The sequence below is a fragment of the Mycolicibacterium houstonense genome, assembly GCF_900078665.2.
Lineage (GTDB): Bacteria > Actinomycetota > Actinomycetes > Mycobacteriales > Mycobacteriaceae > Mycobacterium > Mycobacterium houstonense.
In genome coordinates this window covers 775,431-791,584 of record NZ_LT546207.1, presented here as the reverse complement: position 1 = coordinate 791,584, position 16,154 = coordinate 775,431, and the positions used below count along the sequence as shown (strand labels likewise).

Genomic DNA, 16,154 nt, shown 5'->3' with positions numbered 1-16,154 from the left:
GCCTCGACCATGAAAACCCTTGACGCCCCCCGGACGGAGCCCGGCACCGAATCCGGTTCCGTTTCGCGCGCGGCCATGGGGACCCGTAACGCGGGTTTCTACCGGCATGATCTGGACGGACTGCGCGGTGTCGCCATCGCCCTGGTGGCGGTGTTCCACATCTGGTTCGGCCGCGTTTCCGGTGGTGTGGACGTTTTCCTGGCGCTGTCCGGATTCTTCTTCGGCGGCAAGATCCTGCGCATCGCGCTCAACCCGGACGCTCCGCTGCAGCCCCTGTCAGAAGTGCTCCGGCTGGTGCGGCGACTGCTGCCCGCCTTGGTCGTGGTGCTTGCCGCCGGGGCCGTGCTGACGATCCTGGTCCAGCCCGAAACCCGCTGGGAAACATTTGCTGACCAGAGCCTGGCGAGCCTGGGCTACTTCCAGAACTGGGAACTGGCCAACACCGCCGCGGACTACCTTCGCGCCGGTGAGGCGGTCAGTCCGCTCCAACACATCTGGTCGATGTCGGTCCAGGGACAGTTCTACGTGGCGTTCCTGGCCGTGGTGTTCGGGTTCGCTTTCCTCGGTCGGCGGGTGTTCGGCCGGCACCTGCGCGTCGCGTTCATCGTGTTACTGAGCGCACTGACCATCGCCTCGTTCGTGTACGCGATCATCGCCCACAACAGCGATCAGGCGACGGCGTACTACAACAGCTTCGCCCGCGGCTGGGAACTGCTGATCGGTGCACTCGCCGGTGCGCTGGTGCCTGCCGTGCGGTGGCCGATGTGGCTGCGCACCGTCCTGGCCACCGTGTCGCTGGCGGCCATCCTGTCGTGCGGTTGGTTGATCGACGGCGTCAAGGAATTCCCAGGCCCCTGGGCACTGGTGCCGGTCGGGGCCACCGTCATCTTCATCCTGACCGCCGCGAACCGGATGGACGATCCGGCCACCGCGGAGCGGCTGCCCGCGCCCAACCGGATGCTGGCGACGAAACCGTTCGTATCGCTCGGGTCGATGGCCTACTCGCTCTACCTCTGGCACTGGCCACTGCTGATCTTCTGGCTGTCCTACTCGGGCTACACCCGCGCCAACTTCCTCGAAGGCACGATCATTCTGCTGATCTCGGGTGTGCTGGCCTGGCTGACCAATCGCTACATCGAGGAGCCGCTGCGCCCGCAGAAGGTGAAGGCCACCACCGCGCCGGCCGTGCCGCTGCGGGTCCGGATGCGCAGGCCCACCATCGTTCTCGGCTCGATCGTCGGATTGCTCGGCGTCGCGCTCACCGCAACGTCGTTCACCTGGCGCGAGCACGTCACCGTGCAACGCGCCAGTGGCAAGGAACTCTCCGGGTTGTCCGCCCGCGACTATCCGGGAGCCCGGGCCCTGATCGACCACGCGCGGGTCCCGAAACTGCCGATGCGCCCGACGGTCCTGGAGGCCAAAGACGATCTGCCCGCATCGACGACGGACGGTTGCATCAGCGATTTCGGCAACACCGATGTGATCAACTGCACCTACGGCGACAAGGCCGCGGCGCGCACCATCGCGGTGGCCGGCGGATCGCACGCCGAACACTGGATCACCGCGCTCGATCTTCTGGGCCGGCTGCACAACTTCAAGGTGGTCACCTACCTGAAGATGGGTTGTCCGCTGACCACCGAGGAAACACCACTCGTGATGGGCGACAACCGCCCGTATCCGAAATGTCGTGAGTGGAACGAAAAGGTGATGGCTCAGCTGATTGCCGATCATCCCGATTACGTGTTCACCACCTCGACCCGCCCGTGGAACATCAAGCCCGGCGACGTGATGCCCGGCACCTACATCGGAATCTGGGAAACCCTGTCCAAGAACAACATTCCGATCCTGGCCATGCGCGACACGCCGTGGCTGACGCGAAACGGCAAGCCCTACTTTCCTTATGACTGCCTGGCCAACGGTGGCGACGCCATCTCCTGCGGCATCGACCGGTCCAAGGTACTCTCCGACCACAACCCCACGCTGGACTTCGTCGGGAGGTTCCCTCTGCTCAAGCCACTCGACATGAGCGATGCCGTGTGCCGTAAGGACTACTGCCGCGTGGTGGAGGGAAACGTGTTGATGTATCACGATTCCCACCATCTCTCCACGACATACATGCGCACGATGACGGGTGAACTGGGTCGTCAGTTGGCGGCGGCCACCGGTTGGTGGTGAGGCCATGCCGCCGTCGTCTCCTGGACCGTCAGCTCAAGTGCCCACGCCGATGTCGACCGTCTGGCCAGGTGAGGCCTACCCCCTCGGTGCGACCTACGACGGCGCAGGCACCAACTTCTCGTTGTTCTCCGAAGTCGCCGAGCGGGTCGAGCTGTGCCTGATCGCCAAGGACGGCACCGAACACCGGATCAACCTCGAAGAGGTCGACGGGTACGTGTGGCACGCCTACCTGCCCACGGTCACCCCGGGACAGCGCTACGGCTACCGGGTGTACGGCCCGTGGGATCCCGGGGCCGGACACCGGTGCGATCCGAGCAAGCTGCTGTTGGATCCCTACGGCAAGTCGTTCCACGGCGACTTCGATTTCAGCCAGGCGTTGTTCTCCTACGACATGTCGGCCGAACCGCCGGGAACCGGCACGCCGCCGCGGGTCGATTCGCTCGGCCACACCATGACCAGCGTGGTGATCAACCCGTTCTTCCAGTGGGGCTCGGACCGGGCGCCCAAGACCCCGTATCACGACACGGTGATCTACGAGGCCCACGTCAAGGGCATGACGCAGACCCACCCCGGCATTCCCGAAGAGCTCCGCGGCACGTACGCGGGGCTGAGCCATCCGGTGGTGATCGAGCACCTGCAGTCGCTGAACGTCACCGCCATCGAGCTGATGCCGGTGCACCAGTTCATGCACGACCACCGGCTGCTGGACCTCGGGCTGCGAAACTACTGGGGTTACAACACGGTCGGCTTCTTCGCCCCGCACTTCCAGTACGCGGCCACCAGGCATGCCGGCGGTGCGGTGGCCGAGTTCAAGACCATGGTCAAGGCCTTCCACGACGCCGGCATCGAAGTGATCCTGGATGTGGTCTACAACCACACCGCTGAGGGCAACCACCTCGGCCCCACCATCAACTTCCGCGGCATCGACAACGCCGCCTACTACCGGCTGCTCGACGGTCAACCCGAGTACTACAAGGACTTCACCGGAACAGGCAACAGTCTCAATGCCCGCCATCCGCACACACTGCAGCTGATCATGGATTCGTTGCGGTACTGGGTGCTGGAGATGCACGTCGACGGTTTCCGGTTCGACCTGGCCTCCACCCTGGCGCGCGAGTTCTATGACGTGGACCGGCTTTCGGCGTTCTTCGATCTCGTCCAGCAGGATCCCGTGGTCAGCCAGGTGAAGCTGATCGCCGAACCGTGGGACGTCGGCGAGGGTGGCTACCAGGTCGGCAACTTCCCAGGTTTGTGGACCGAGTGGAACGGGAAGTATCGCGATACCGTGCGCGATTACTGGCGGGGCGAGCCCGCAACCCTTGGCGAATTCGCCTCCCGGCTGACGGGTTCCTCGGATCTCTACGAGGCCACCGGCCGGCGCCCGAGCGCGAGCATCAACTTCGTCACCTGCCACGACGGCTTCACCCTCAACGATCTGGTCTCCTACAACGAGAAGCACAACGAGGCCAACGGCGAGGACAACCGCGACGGCGAGAGCCACAACCGATCGTGGAACTGCGGCGTCGAGGGGCCGACCGACGACCCCGAGATCCTGGCGTTACGCGCCAAGCAGATGCGCAACATCATGGGGACATTGATGCTCTCGCAGGGCACCCCGATGATCGCCCACGGCGACGAGATCGGCCGGACCCAGCGCGGCAACAACAACGTCTACTGCCAGGACTCCGAACTGTCCTGGATGGACTGGTCGCTGCTGGAGACCAATGCCGAGCACCTGGAGTTCACCCGCAAGGCACTGGCATTCCGCAAGCGGCATCCCGCTTTTCGGCGGCGCCGGTTCTTCGAGGGCAAACCGATCCGCAGCGGTGATCAGGTCCGCGACATCGCCTGGCTGACGCCGGCGGGCACCGAGATGACGCCGGAGGACTGGGGTACCGGGCTCGGCACCTGCGTGGCGGTGTTCCTCAACGGTGATTCCATTCCGGCTCCCAACGCCCGCGGCGAACGTGTCGTCGACGACACGTTCCTGTTGTGCTTCAATGCCAACGACCACGCACAGGATTTCGTCACGCCGAACGGCGACTACGCGACAGAGTGGACCGGCGATCTCGATACCGCCAGTCCGACGGGAGATTCCGACCTCGTCTTGGCGGCGGGCGAGAAGATCTCCCTTCAGGCCCGGTCACTACTCGTCCTGCGCAAGACGGCCTGACATGCCCCGGCCGGTCCTGTCCACGTATCGACTCCAGATGCGTGGGGACTGCTGCACATTCGACGACGCGGTGAACCTGCTGGACTACCTCGACAAGCTCGGTGTCTCGCACCTGTACCTGTCACCGATCCTGACCGCGGCCGACGGCTCGACGCACGGCTATGACGTCACGGATCCGACCACGGTCTCCCCGGCCCTCGGCGGCCACGACGGTCTCCGCCGGCTCTCGGAGGCGGCCCGGTCCCGCGGCATGGGCCTGATCGTCGATATCGTCCCCAATCACGTCGGGGTCGACCACCCCGAGCAGAACCCCTGGTGGTGGGACCTGCTGCGGCATGGCCGGGCTTCCGAGTACGCCGAGTTCTTCGACGTCGACTGGAACCTCGACGGTGGCCGAATCGTGTTGCCGGTCCTGGGTTCCGACGATGACGTGGCGAACCTGACCGTGGACGGCGACGCGCTGCGCCTGGGCGACCTGCGGTATCCCATCGCACCGGGAACGGGGTCCGGCACCGGGCAGCAGGTGCACGATCGCCAGCACTACCGATTGACCGGTTGGCGCACCGGGGTGTGCGGTTACCGCCGCTTCTTCTCGATCACATCGCTGGCCGCGCTCCGCCAGGAGGACCGCCACGTCTTCGACGCCAGCCACGTGGAAGTCAAGCGCTGGTTCGACGAAGGACTGGTGGACGGGCTGCGCATCGACCATCCCGACGGATTGGCCGACCCGGCCGGGTATCTGCGGTGGCTGCGTGAGCTCACCGGCCCTGACGCCTGGATCGTGGTGGAGAAGATCCTGGCCCCCGACGAGAGCCTCGACGCATCGCTCCCGGTCGACGGCACCACCGGATACGACGCACTGCGCGAGATCGGCGGACTGTTCGTCTCTCCCGCGGGCAAGGCCGCGCTCACCGCGGCGAGCACGGGTCCGGATCCCGACGCCGAGCACCGACTCAAGATGGCGGCCGTCACCGATACCCTGGCCAGCGAGCTGAACCGATTGTGCCGCGTCATCTCGGTGCAGGCCGCGCGGAATGACCCGCTGCTGCCCACGGCGGTGGCCGCATTGATCAGCCGGATCGGCGTGTACCGCAGTGACTATCCGGCGCTGGCCGCGATCCTGCCGGTCGCACTGCAGGAAACTTCCTGCGTCTCACCCGAACTCACCGACTCCCTGTCGCTGATCGCGGCCGCGTCGTCGACCAGCCCCGAGGTGGTCGCGCGGTTCAATCAACTGTGCGGGGCCGCGACGGCCAAGGCCATCGAGGACTGCCTGTTCTATCGCGACGCCCGGCTGGTCTCGCTCAACGAGGTCGGCGGGGCGCCCGAGCTGTTCGGGGTCTCCACAGCCGAGTTCCATCAGCGGGCGGCGACCCGCTCGCAGGCCTGGCCGTCGGCGATGACCACGCTGTCAACACACGACACCAAACGCGGCGAAGATGTCCGCGCCCGTATCGGGCTCCTGTCGCAGATTCCGCAGACCTGGGCCGAATCGGTCGAGCGGTGGACAGCACTGACCACTCCCCCGGACACGCCCACCGCATTGTTCCTGTGGCAGAACATCTTCGGTGTCTGGCCGGTCGACGGCACCGTCACCGACGCGTTACGCGAGCGGCTGCACGGCTACACCGAGAAGGCGATGCGCGAGGCCGCCGTCCGGACCTCCTGGCATGATCCGGCCACCGACTTCGAGCGTGAGATGCACGATTGGCTGGACCGCGTGCTCGACGGCCCGGTCTCGGTCGAATTGACCGCGCTGGTAGCCCGGCTCGAGGTGCACGCCCGCAACGACAGCCTGGGCCAGAAGTTGCTGCAGTTGACCGCACCGGGCATTCCTGACGTCTACCAGGGCACCGAATCCATGGAGGACAGCCTCGTCGACCCGGACAACCGGCGGCCGGTCGACTATCCGGCGCTGCGCGCGGCCCTGGAGCGCGGGGACGACCCCAAACTCCTGGTGACCGCTGCCGCCCTGGCGCTGCGCCGCGCGCGGCCGGCGACGTTCCGCTCGGGGCGTTACACCCCGCTTCCGGCCACCGGCAGCACGGCGCGGCACCTGATCGCCTTCGCACGTGGGGACGACGTGGTGGTGGCCGTCAGCCGATGGACGGTCGAACTGGCCGAAACCGGTTGGGCGGACACCGTGTTGACGTTGCCCGACGGTCAGTGGAGAGATCGCCTCAGCGGTCGACGGTGGACGGGTCCCGTTCCCGCGGCGGACCTGCTCGCGCAATCACCCGTGGCACTGCTGGAGCGCATCGATGACTGAGTTCGCCGTGTGGGCACCGACACCCGATCTGGTACGGGTCGACGTGGACGGGATCCTGCATGAGATGACGCGCTCCGCCGACGGCTGGTGGCGCGCCGGCGTGACGTGCCGTCCCGACGCCCGGTACGGGTTCGTTCTCGACGACGATCCGGCGGTGCTGCCCGACCCACGCTCACCCCGGCAGCCCGACGGCGTGCACGAACGCTCGCAGTTGTGGCAGCCCCGGCCGGACGCCTGGACGGACACCGGCTGGACGGGTCGTCCCGTCGGTGGCGGGGTGATCTATGAGCTGCACATCGGAACCTTCACCACGGAGGGCACATTCGACGCCGCCATCGAGAAGCTGGACTACCTGGTGGATCTCGGTGTCGACTTCGTCGAGCTGATGCCGGTCAACGCGTTCAGCGGAACGCACGGCTGGGGCTACGACGGGGTGCTGTGGTACGCGGTCCACGAACCCTACGGGGGCCCGGACGAACTCGTCCGGCTCATCGACGCGTGCCACGCGCGCGGCCTCGGCGTACTGATCGACGCGGTGTTCAACCATCTCGGCCCGTCGGGCAACTACCTACCGCGATTCGGGCCGTACCTGTCGGCCGGGCAGAATCCTTGGGGCAGTTCGATCAACCTGTCCGATGCCGACGCCGACGAGGTGCGCACCTACATCATCGAGTGCGCGTTGCGCTGGATGCGGGACTTCCACGCCGACGGCCTCCGGCTCGATGCCGTCCATGCCCTGATGGACAACACCGCGATCCATCTGCTCGAGGAATTGGCCACCGAAACCGATGCGCTCGCCGAGGATCTCGGCAGGCCGCTGTCCCTGATCGCCGAGAGCGACCTCAACGATCCCCGGTTGATCACCCCGCGAGATCGTGGCGGCTACGGCCTCACCGCCCAGTGGGATGACGACATCCATCACGCCATCCATACCGCGGTGTCGGGTGAACGGCAGGGTTACTACGCCGATTTCGGGTCGCTGGCCACCCTGGCGCAGACGCTGCGGCACGGCTATTTCCACGCCGGTACGTACTCGTCGTTCCGGCACCGCAGGCACGGGCGCCCGTTGGACACCGCGACGATTCCGGCCACCCGGCTGCTGGCGTACACGCTCACCCACGATCAGGTCGGCAACCGTGCCGTCGGTGACCGGCCGTCGCAGCGGCTGACGTTCGGACAGCTCGCGGTCAAGGCCGCGCTGGCGCTCGGGTCACCATATACGGCAATGCTTTTCATGGGTGAAGAGTGGGGATCGTCCTCGCCGTTCCAGTTCTTCAGCTCACACCCCGAACCGGAGCTGGCCCGGGCCACCGCCGAGGGTCGCAAGGCCGAGTTCGCCGAACACGGCTGGGATGCCGACGAGATCCCCGACCCACAGGACCCGGCGACGTTCCTGAGGTCCAAATTGAACTGGGCAGAGGTCAGCGAAGGCGATCACGGTCGACTACACCGCGTCTACCGCGAGCTGATCGCGTTGCGGCGCAGGGAGCCCGATCTGGCCGACCCGTGGCTGGACCACATGGCGATCGACTTCGACGAGGAGCAGCGCTGGATCGTCCTGCACCGCGGGGCCCTGGCGATCGCCTGCAACCTCGGCCGCGAGGAAGTTTCGGTGCCGGTCATCGGCGAGTTGGTGCTGGCCTGGGACGCCCCTGAGCTCGGTCCCGACGCCACGACGCTGCCCGGGCATTCGTTCGCGATCGTACGCACCGCTTAGCGACGGCTATCCCTTTCGGACCGACGCCGTGTCGACATCCACGGCACGACCGCGTGAACTCGTCGGCACCAGTTCCGGCACCGGGGACCCGTCCTCGTCGACCAGAACGGAGTGGGACTCCCCGGCAGCGAACGCGTGCCGCTCGCCCCACTGCCGCAACGCAACCACGACGGTGAAGAGGTCGCGGCCGGCCGGGGTGAGCGTGTAGACCTGCCGACGTCCCGACGGCGCCGATTCCCGGTGCAGGACGCCGCGCTCGACAAGGCGGCGCAGCCGGTCGGTGAGGATGTTGCGGGCGATGCCGGTGCGCTGCTGAAAGTCGGTGAACGCCCGCGCCCCGTCCATGGCATCGCGGACGATGAGCAGACTCCAGCGGTCCCCGACCAGGTCCAGCGTGCGCGCCACCGGGCAGGACGGGTCGGTCCACGTCACACCCTTCTCGCGATCCGGCGAGTCGGTCATCCCACCCCCGAAGAGTTGCTGATTGAAACCATTCTGCCGTACCGTGCAATAAGTTGCAATATGCAACCAATTGGAATGGAGGCGGATCGAATTGACCCTTGCCCTACGGATGCTGTTTGCCGCCGTCTGCGCGGTAGCCGTCGCCACCATCTACGCAGCGCAGCCGGTGCTCGCCCAGATCGGCGGCGACCTGGGCGTACCGGACGCTGAGCTCGGTTGGGTGGTCACGGCAGGACAGGTCGGCTATCTGGCAGGCCTGGTGCTGCTGGTTCCGGTCGGCGACATGGTCGACCGCCGCACCCTCATCGCCACACATCTCGCGTTGGCCGCCGCCGCCACGACCCTGGCCGCGGTGGCCGATCAGCTCTGGCTGCTGTTGGCCGGGCTGGCGATCGCGGGCGTATTCGCGGTCGTCGTGCAGACCACCGTTGCCTACGCCGCGGCGCTGTCCACTCCCGAGGCGCGTGGTCACACCCTCGGCCTGGTCACCTCCGGGGTCGTGGTCGGGATCCTCGGTGCCCGGGTGGTCGCCGGGGCGCTCGCCGCCGCGTGGGGATGGCGCAGCGTCTACATCGTGCTGGCGGTACTCCTGATCGTGTTGGCATGCCTTGTCCCCCGGCTCCTGCCACCCGACCCGCGGCCTCGCCAATCCACCTACCGGCAGGTGCTGACATCGATGTGGCGGTTGTTCGGCGACGGCCTGTTCGTATCGCGCGGGCTGATCGCGTTCTTCCTGTTCGCGTCCTTCGGCACGCTGTGGAGCGGTCTGGCCCTGCCCCTGTCGGCGTCGCCTTGGCACCTGAGCACCGCACAGATCGGGTTGTTCGGAATCGCCGGCCTCGCCGGTGCACTCGGTGCCGCGAGGGCGGGGCGCTGGGCGGACGCGGGGTACGCCCGAATCGTCACCGGCGGGGCACTCGCGCTGCTGGTCGCCTCCTGGGCGGCCATCGGCCAGGCATCGTGGTCACTGCTGCTGGTGGGCGCCGGCGTGGTCGTTCTCGACTTCGCCGTGCAGGCCGTACACGTGAACAACCAGCACCTGCTGACCACGGCGCATCCGCACCGGACCAGCAGCGTCATCGGCGGCTACATGATCTTCTACTCGCTGGGCTCAGCCCTCGGCGCCACGACCACAACAGCTGTATTCGCATCGGCCGGATGGCCGGGCTCGAGCATCCTCGGCGCCGGCTTCGCCGGCTGCGCCCTCATCGTCTGGGCATGCAGTTGCCGCAGCACACCTGTTAGGCGAGCGGTGCGCCGAACGCCACGACGAGCGCGGTCAGGGCCAGCACCGCGGCGAAAAGCCGAAGGTGCTCCACGCCTTTCGTGACCAGCTTCTCCGCCGAGACGAGCCCGAACAGCAGGACCATCAGCCACACGCTGTGCGGCGCCAGGACCATCGGCACCATCATCGGGCCACAGGAACCGGTGCACTGCAGCCCGTTACGCCATCCCTCACCGATGCAGGCGCGATCCGCGCGCCGGCCGTCGGCGGCCAGTGATCGGACCCGGTGGCACGCTCGGAGAAAGAATCGCTTCCTGCGGGTCAGCTCCCAGGCGGCCGCAGCTGCCAGGGCACCCGAAACCACCATCGCGCCACCCGATCCGGGCCCGGCCAACCTGGCGAACACAGCGGCCACCGCACCGAAGGCCGACCACACCGCGAGATAGCCGGCCGCGAACAAAGCCTGGTTGCGGTGACGGCGGTTCCACCTGCCGTTCAGCGAGATCGACCGTGCGACGGGCAGTGTCGTCGGCAGCATCATGGCCGCCGCCATCACCGTCCACAGGGCCGGCGTCTCTGGGAATCGCGGCATCCCCGCCGAACTCGCCGTACACCGAACCGCGGTACCCGGGCTCGCCGGGCCGTGATGGTGCAGCACACCGCCATCTGGTGATGCCGAACAGTGTTGGGCCGCCGCGTGAGACGGCATCGTCGAATGCAGCACCAGTACGACCAGCCAGGCGAGGAGCGCGACGACCAGGAGGGACAATTCCGGATGCGTCCACCACAGCCGTTGCCAGGCCGATGGTCGCACCCGGGTGGTGGTCATTGCAGGAAGACGCTGACTCGCCCGACCCGCGCGCTGCCCGGCTCTTGCGGAGCCGAAGCCTGAGCACCTGCGCGCCGGATCGGATCGGGGGCCGGCTCGACGTACTGTGGGACGAAGGTGACATTGACCTGATCACCCCACCGACCTTCGGCGCTGAATCGTTGATACAGACCGGTGATGTCGAACGCGAGCCGCATCCCGCCGTGCTCGTTGTCGGGGTTGCTCGTCTCCTCGATCCCGAAAAACGCCGCGACACCGACGAAGTGGTCGTCGTCGATGACGGGTTCGGCGCCGGCCACGTTCAGATAGACCTTGTAGGTCACCCCCACCGGCGCCGGCGACGTCACATCCTCGACGCGGAGATACGCGCGGGACGCCGGTGTCGCTTCCTGAGCCAGCGGGCCCACCGGGGGTGCGATGGCGAATGCGACGCTCGTCGTCTCGCCGGCCAGCGCGACGGCGTTGTCCGACGCGCCGACGAGTTCTGGTGGATTCTCCGGTGCGGGAGCGGCGGGCATGAGAGCCTCCAGGGCGAACGGTGCGGCGATGTCGTCGTAGCTGTAGCCCAGTTGGGCCGCGGTGTCGAGCACGTCCTGCACCGTCTCGGCCAGTGGAGCCCGGTTCTCGTCATGGAAGTGGAACGTGACGCCGGTCAGCCACGCCGCCTCGGTGCTGTTCGACCGGTCCGGCATCGCCCGCCAGATCTCCCAGATCCGGTCGATGTTGCAGTGGTGCAACCAGAAGATGGGATCGAGCGCCGCGGTGTTGAACGATCCCATCAATCCACCGACACCGACGTGCACCGCACCATGCGGCGTGCCTTCGAGCGGACCCATCGCCGAGCCCGGGTCCTCACCCGCATGACTGAAACCGGTGCGCCCGCCGGCAAATCCGCCGATTCCGGCGAAGTCCACCGGCGCGAGCGCACTCAACAGATCGACGTCGGACGCGGGCAATGACGAACCGTCGTTGAGGTTGCGCCCGGGTACCCACAGCGGATTCGGCGTCACGCCGTCGCGCAGGGTCACATCCAGGAACGCCTGCGGCAGTCGCCTGCGGGCGGGATCGTCGCTGCTGTAATCCCAGTACGGCAACGCCCACATGGCCTTCGTCTGGTCGTCGACGTCGTCGAGATCGGCGATGGCCGACCTGATGATCCGTTCGAACCACTGCAGATACATCCGGTGCCAGGGCAGGAAGAACCAGCAGAAGTGCTGACACTGGTTGCGGAACTGGTCGGGGCTCTCCGTGGTGCCGTGGATGTCCGACTGGTATTGCCACCCGATCGGGTCGAGCTGATCCGCGGCGGCCCGATCGATCAGTACCTGCACTCCCCTGGCGTAGGCATGGATCGTCGGGTGCCAATGATCGATCTGGTCCAGCGTCCAGATGTTCTGCCGGACAAAGGCGGCGGGTGAGGCGACTGTGATGATCTGCCCGGCGAAGATCCGGTTCGCGTCGATGATCTGCGGATTGGCGTCCTCGAGATCAGACAGTCGGAGTCCGAATCTGGCGGCGATGGCGGTGAGAGTGTCACCGCGCTGCACGACATACCCGGGTCCGGGCGCCGGCGAACTCCCCGGAACCGTGATGACCTGGCCCGCGAAGATCCGGTTCGGATCGGAGATCTGTGGATTCGCCGACTTCACCGCGCCGAGGTTGACCCCGAATCGGCCGGCGATCGAGGCGAGGGAGTCACCGGGCTGCACGACATACTCCGGTCCGGGCGCCGGCGAACTCCCCGGAACCGTGATGACCTGGCCGACGAATATGCGATTCGGGTCCGCGATCTGCGGATTCGCCAGAACCAGACCGGTCACGCTCACGGCGAACCGGCTCGCGATCGCGCCGAGGGTGTCCCCGGAGCGCACGACGTAATCGGGGCCGGGCGCCGGGAAACTGCCCGGGATGGTGATCACCTGGCCGGGAAAGATCCGGTTCGGATCGGCGAGCTGCGGGTTCACCGAAACCAGGCCCGCCAGGCTCACGGCGAACCGAGTCGCGATCGCGCCGAGGGTATCCCCGGAATGGACGACATATCGGGCCATGGCTGACTCCCTCGACGGCGATAGGCAAGTGGGGCGCTATCCCACGGAATGGACGCTAGGTACCCGGACCGCGGCGCACGCGCGTACGCCACTACCTGTATTCGGGACCGGGGTATCGGCGAGTCGGCTCCTTCGCCCCCTGGCTGTGCCGCCCGGACCTGATCCAGGGCCGATTTTCGAGTAGGCGACTACGCACGAATTCCGGCCGCCCGCCGACGCATGATCAACGACGTGCCAAGCGGCCGGCGCCGGCCCAGCAGCGCGGCAGCCGATCCCGTCGGAGCAGAAAGCGTGAGAAGCCATGAACGACAACGGGTTGGAGAGCTTTGCCCTGCACAGCGCGGACCGGTACCAGGGCCCCGCGGTGCAGGCGATCAATGACGAGTCCGTCAGGACGGGCGGTGCCCCCGGCGTCGACGTGGCGACGCTCGACCCGGAATCCGCCGCGCGCCGTTACCTGAACCAGATGATCGCCAGCCCAGAGGTGCCGGCCATCACCGACAGCAGTGCCGGACAGGGCACCGAGTATCGAGCGCTGGGCACCGAATCCATCCCGCTGACCGACTCCACCGTCGTCAAGTTCGCCCAGTACCGGCAGCGCATTCCCGTCTACGGATCGCTGGTGACCATCGAACTGGACGACGACAACAACATGCTGGCCGTGAGTTCGGCGATCGGCAATCCCACCGCGGTGGACGCGGTCGCGGCGGTATCGCCGGCACAGGCGCAGTCCGTGATCGTCGAGGACGCCGGCACGGACGCGTTACCGTTGCCGGAACCGCCACGGCTCTACTTCTATTACGACAACGGTTCCAGTCCCGGGGTATGGCGCCTGGTCTACATCGCCAAGAACGTGCAGCGGCACCGCAAGCGCACCTCGGACGGTCACCCGCAGACGCTGCCGGAACTGTTCGACTACGTCGTCGACGCTCACTCCGGCGAGCTCGTCACCAAACTTCCTCGCACCCAGACTGTTTCGTGGACGCTAGAAGAACTGGACTCCACCGATGCCCTCGGGCAGACCAGGCGAATCCGGGCCGAGCGCGACGAGTTCGCGAACACGCGCCTGGTGGATCCCACCCGGCGCATCGAAACGTACGACTTCGGATTCCGCAAGATCGAGCCGCAGTTCCGCTCGCTACCGGGTAGCGCGCCGATCAGCAACCCGCCCGCACCGTGGAGTCCGGCGGCGATCAGCGCTCATGCCAATGCGCAGGAAGTCGCCGATTATCTGCTCAACACGTTGCGGCGCAACGGCCTCGACAACCAGGGCGGCCGGTTCATCTCGTCCATCAATTGCACCTCGATCCAGGACCCGACGCCTCGGCAGTGGCGCAACGCCGCCTGGATCGGGAGTCAGATGGTGTACGGGCAACGCAGCGTCGACGGTGAACTGCGGTCCTATGCGGTGGCCAAAGACGTTGTGGCCCACGAGATGACACACGGTTTGACCGACAACACGGCCCGGCTGGAGTACAAGAACGAATCCGGAGCCCTCAACGAGTCATATTCCGACATCCTGGGCACGATCATCGCCAACGCCCACGAACCCGACATCGACAACTGGAACTGGGAGATGGGCGAGGATCTCGACGGAACCGGCATCCCCTTGCGCGATCTGAGCGACCCCGTGCGCCGCGGTCAGCCCGACCACATGCGCGACTACCTGGTCACCACCCGCGACAACGGTGGTGTGCACACCAACAGCGGCATCCACAACAAGGCGGCGTTCAACATCATCACGGCGAAGAACGGCAACGGGCACCTGTTCACGCCCCAGGACGCGGCAACGCTGTTCTATCTCGCGTTGACCCTTCACCTTTCGCGGACATCGGGGTTCAGCGACAGCCGTCGAGCCGTCGAACTGGTCGCCAAATCCCTGTTCCGCGGGGACTCCGATTCCGGGCGGGACGAGAAGGTCGCCGCGATCAACGCCGGCTTCGAGGCCGCCGGGATCGGTGCCTGAACCGCCGTGGGTTCAGGTCAGGTAGCGGTAGGTGGGTGAACCCGGCTCGAGCAACTCGACGTGGATGTCGGAATCCGCCATGCGCGCCAGCAGACCTTCCAGATCCGTTGCCGCACTGAGCTCGACACCGCACAACGCCTCGCCCGTCTCCCGATTGTTGCGCTTGACGTATTCGAACAACGTGATGTCGTCGCCCGGGCCGAGCACCTCGTCGAGGAAGCGGCGCAGCGCCCCGGGTTCCTGGGGGAAGTCGACCAGGAAGTAGTGCTTGAGACCCAGGTGCACCAGTGAGCGCTCGACCACCTCGTTATAGCGCGACACGTCGTTGTTGCCGCCGGAGATCAGGCACACCACGGTGGAGCCGGGTTCGATGTCGGCCTCCAACAGCGCGGCCACCGACAGCGCGCCGGCAGGTTCGGCGATGATTCCGTCGTTCTGGTAGAGGTCGAGCATCGCAGTGCACACCGCGCCCTCGTCGACCGTGGTGAGGGTGACCATGTCACCGGCGGCGGCCAGCGCGGCATACGGCAGCGCCCCCGCCCGTGCCACCGCCGCGCCGTCGACGAACTGGNGTGCCGGAGGCCCGCTCGGCCAGATACGTGGTGATGCCTGCGATACACCCACCGCCGCCGACCGGCACGATCACCAAGTCCGGTTCCTCGTCGAGCTGGTCGAGCACCTCGGCGGCGATGGTGCCCTGCCCGGCCATCGTGCGCACGTCGTCATAGGGGGGCACGAGGGTGGCCCCGGTACGCGCCACGTCATCCAGTGCCGCCGCGGCGGCCAGGTCGTAGGTCTTTCCGATCGCGATGAGTTCGATGAACTCACGGCCGTGGTAGCGAATCCGGTCGCGCTTCTGCTTGGGCGTCTTGGCCGGGACGTACACGCGGCCGTGGGTTCGCATCGACCGGCAGGCCATGGCGAAGCCCTGGGCGTGGTTGCCCGCAGAGGAGCACACCACACCGGCGGCCAGTTCCTCGGGGGACAGCTGGGCCATCAGATTGAACGCCCCGCGCACCTTGTACGAACGCACCGCCTGCAAGTCCTCGCGCTTGAGATAGACGTTGGCGCCGGTCGCTTCCGACAGCCGCTCGTTGAACTGCAGCGGGCTGCGCGTGACCACCCCGGAAATTCGCTTGGCGGCATCGTCGATGTCGGCCGCGGAAAGCGGCGCAGCCAGCGGGGGCACTCGGGAGCCTTTGCTCAAGTCGGCAGTCACTGTTCAATGGTGCCATTGGCCAGCGGTTTCACTGCATCGGGGGGAACACAAAGGGACGGACAGGCGCAACC

Annotated in this window: 9 protein-coding genes and 1 pseudogene; 6 read left to right on the top strand and 4 right to left on the bottom strand. The window is 66.8% G+C overall.

What is annotated here, in order from left to right; translation table 11 throughout:
• Positions 1-9: 9 nt before the first annotated feature.
• The 4 genes from sucT to treZ are packed head-to-tail and all read left to right on the top strand — an operon-like array spanning position 10 to position 8,334.
• Positions 10-2,175 (top strand): acetyltransferase SucT, encoded by a 2,166-nt coding sequence (gene sucT, locus BN4332_RS04040; RefSeq protein ID WP_066897281.1) that lies wholly within the window; start codon positions 10-12, stop codon positions 2,173-2,175.
• 4 nt (positions 2,176-2,179) lie between these two features.
• Entirely contained in the window at positions 2,180-4,348 is a 2,169-nt protein-coding gene (gene glgX, locus BN4332_RS04035; RefSeq protein WP_066897280.1) for a glycogen debranching protein GlgX, read from the top strand.
• A 1-nt stretch (position 4,349) separates the two neighbouring features.
• Complete coding sequence (gene treY, locus BN4332_RS04030; RefSeq protein WP_066897279.1) at positions 4,350-6,617, top strand: malto-oligosyltrehalose synthase; 2,268 nt, start codon at positions 4,350-4,352, stop codon at positions 6,615-6,617.
• Entirely contained in the window at positions 6,610-8,334 is a 1,725-nt protein-coding gene (treZ, locus tag BN4332_RS04025) for a malto-oligosyltrehalose trehalohydrolase (RefSeq protein ID WP_066897278.1), read from the top strand. Before treY ends, treZ begins: the two co-directional genes overlap by 8 nt.
• Before the next feature lie 6 nt (positions 8,335-8,340).
• Here treZ and BN4332_RS04020 read toward each other — a convergent pair whose 3' ends face one another.
• Positions 8,341-8,796, bottom strand: a complete 456-nt coding sequence (locus BN4332_RS04020; RefSeq protein WP_066897277.1) for a winged helix-turn-helix transcriptional regulator — start codon at positions 8,794-8,796, stop codon at positions 8,341-8,343.
• A 109-nt stretch (positions 8,797-8,905) separates the two neighbouring features.
• Here BN4332_RS04020 and BN4332_RS04015 point away from each other — a divergent pair, with 109 nt between their 5' ends.
• Positions 8,906-10,126: an MFS transporter gene (locus tag BN4332_RS04015; RefSeq protein WP_084459163.1), complete on the top strand. Its 1,221-nt coding sequence runs from the start codon at positions 8,906-8,908 to the stop codon at positions 10,124-10,126.
• On the opposite strand, the gene BN4332_RS04010 is transcribed toward BN4332_RS04015, so the two are convergent.
• Together BN4332_RS04010 and BN4332_RS04005 are read right to left on the bottom strand one after the other, a co-directional pair.
• Complete coding sequence (locus BN4332_RS04010; RefSeq protein WP_066897276.1) at positions 10,038-10,850, bottom strand: copper chaperone; 813 nt, start codon at positions 10,848-10,850, stop codon at positions 10,038-10,040. The genes BN4332_RS04015 and BN4332_RS04010 overlap by 89 nt on opposite strands.
• Positions 10,847-12,898 (bottom strand): LysM peptidoglycan-binding domain-containing protein, encoded by a 2,052-nt coding sequence (locus BN4332_RS04005; RefSeq protein ID WP_066897275.1) that lies wholly within the window; start codon positions 12,896-12,898, stop codon positions 10,847-10,849. Before BN4332_RS04005 ends, BN4332_RS04010 begins: the two co-directional genes overlap by 4 nt.
• 301 nt (positions 12,899-13,199) lie before the next feature.
• On the opposite strand from BN4332_RS04005, the gene BN4332_RS04000 reads away from it, so the two are divergent.
• A complete protein-coding gene (locus BN4332_RS04000) occupies positions 13,200-14,864 on the top strand; it encodes a M4 family metallopeptidase (protein ID WP_066897274.1) in 1,665 nt (554 codons plus the stop codon).
• 12 nt (positions 14,865-14,876) lie between these two features.
• On the opposite strand, the pseudogene BN4332_RS03995 reads toward BN4332_RS04000, so the two are convergent.
• Positions 14,877-16,083, bottom strand: a pseudogene (locus tag BN4332_RS03995) (threonine ammonia-lyase).
• Positions 16,084-16,154: the final 71 nt, after the last annotated feature.

Excerpts from the sequence above, each read along its gene's own strand:
- sucT (WP_066897281.1), top strand. The coding sequence starts at position 10 with ATGAAAACCCTTGACGCCCCCCGGACGGAGCCCGGCACCGAATCCGGT.
- glgX (WP_066897280.1), top strand. The coding sequence starts at position 2,180 with ATGCCGCCGTCGTCTCCTGGACCGTCAGCTCAAGTGCCCACGCCGATG.
- treY (WP_066897279.1), top strand. The coding sequence starts at position 4,350 with ATGCCCCGGCCGGTCCTGTCCACGTATCGACTCCAGATGCGTGGGGAC.
- treZ (WP_066897278.1), top strand. The coding sequence starts at position 6,610 with ATGACTGAGTTCGCCGTGTGGGCACCGACACCCGATCTGGTACGGGTC.
- BN4332_RS04020 (WP_066897277.1), bottom strand. The coding sequence starts at position 8,796 with ATGACCGACTCGCCGGATCGCGAGAAGGGTGTGACGTGGACCGACCCG.
- BN4332_RS04015 (WP_084459163.1), top strand. The coding sequence starts at position 8,906 with ATGCTGTTTGCCGCCGTCTGCGCGGTAGCCGTCGCCACCATCTACGCA.
- BN4332_RS04010 (WP_066897276.1), bottom strand. The coding sequence starts at position 10,850 with ATGACCACCACCCGGGTGCGACCATCGGCCTGGCAACGGCTGTGGTGG.
- BN4332_RS04005 (WP_066897275.1), bottom strand. The coding sequence starts at position 12,898 with ATGGCCCGATATGTCGTCCATTCCGGGGATACCCTCGGCGCGATCGCG.
- BN4332_RS04000 (WP_066897274.1), top strand. The coding sequence starts at position 13,200 with ATGAACGACAACGGGTTGGAGAGCTTTGCCCTGCACAGCGCGGACCGG.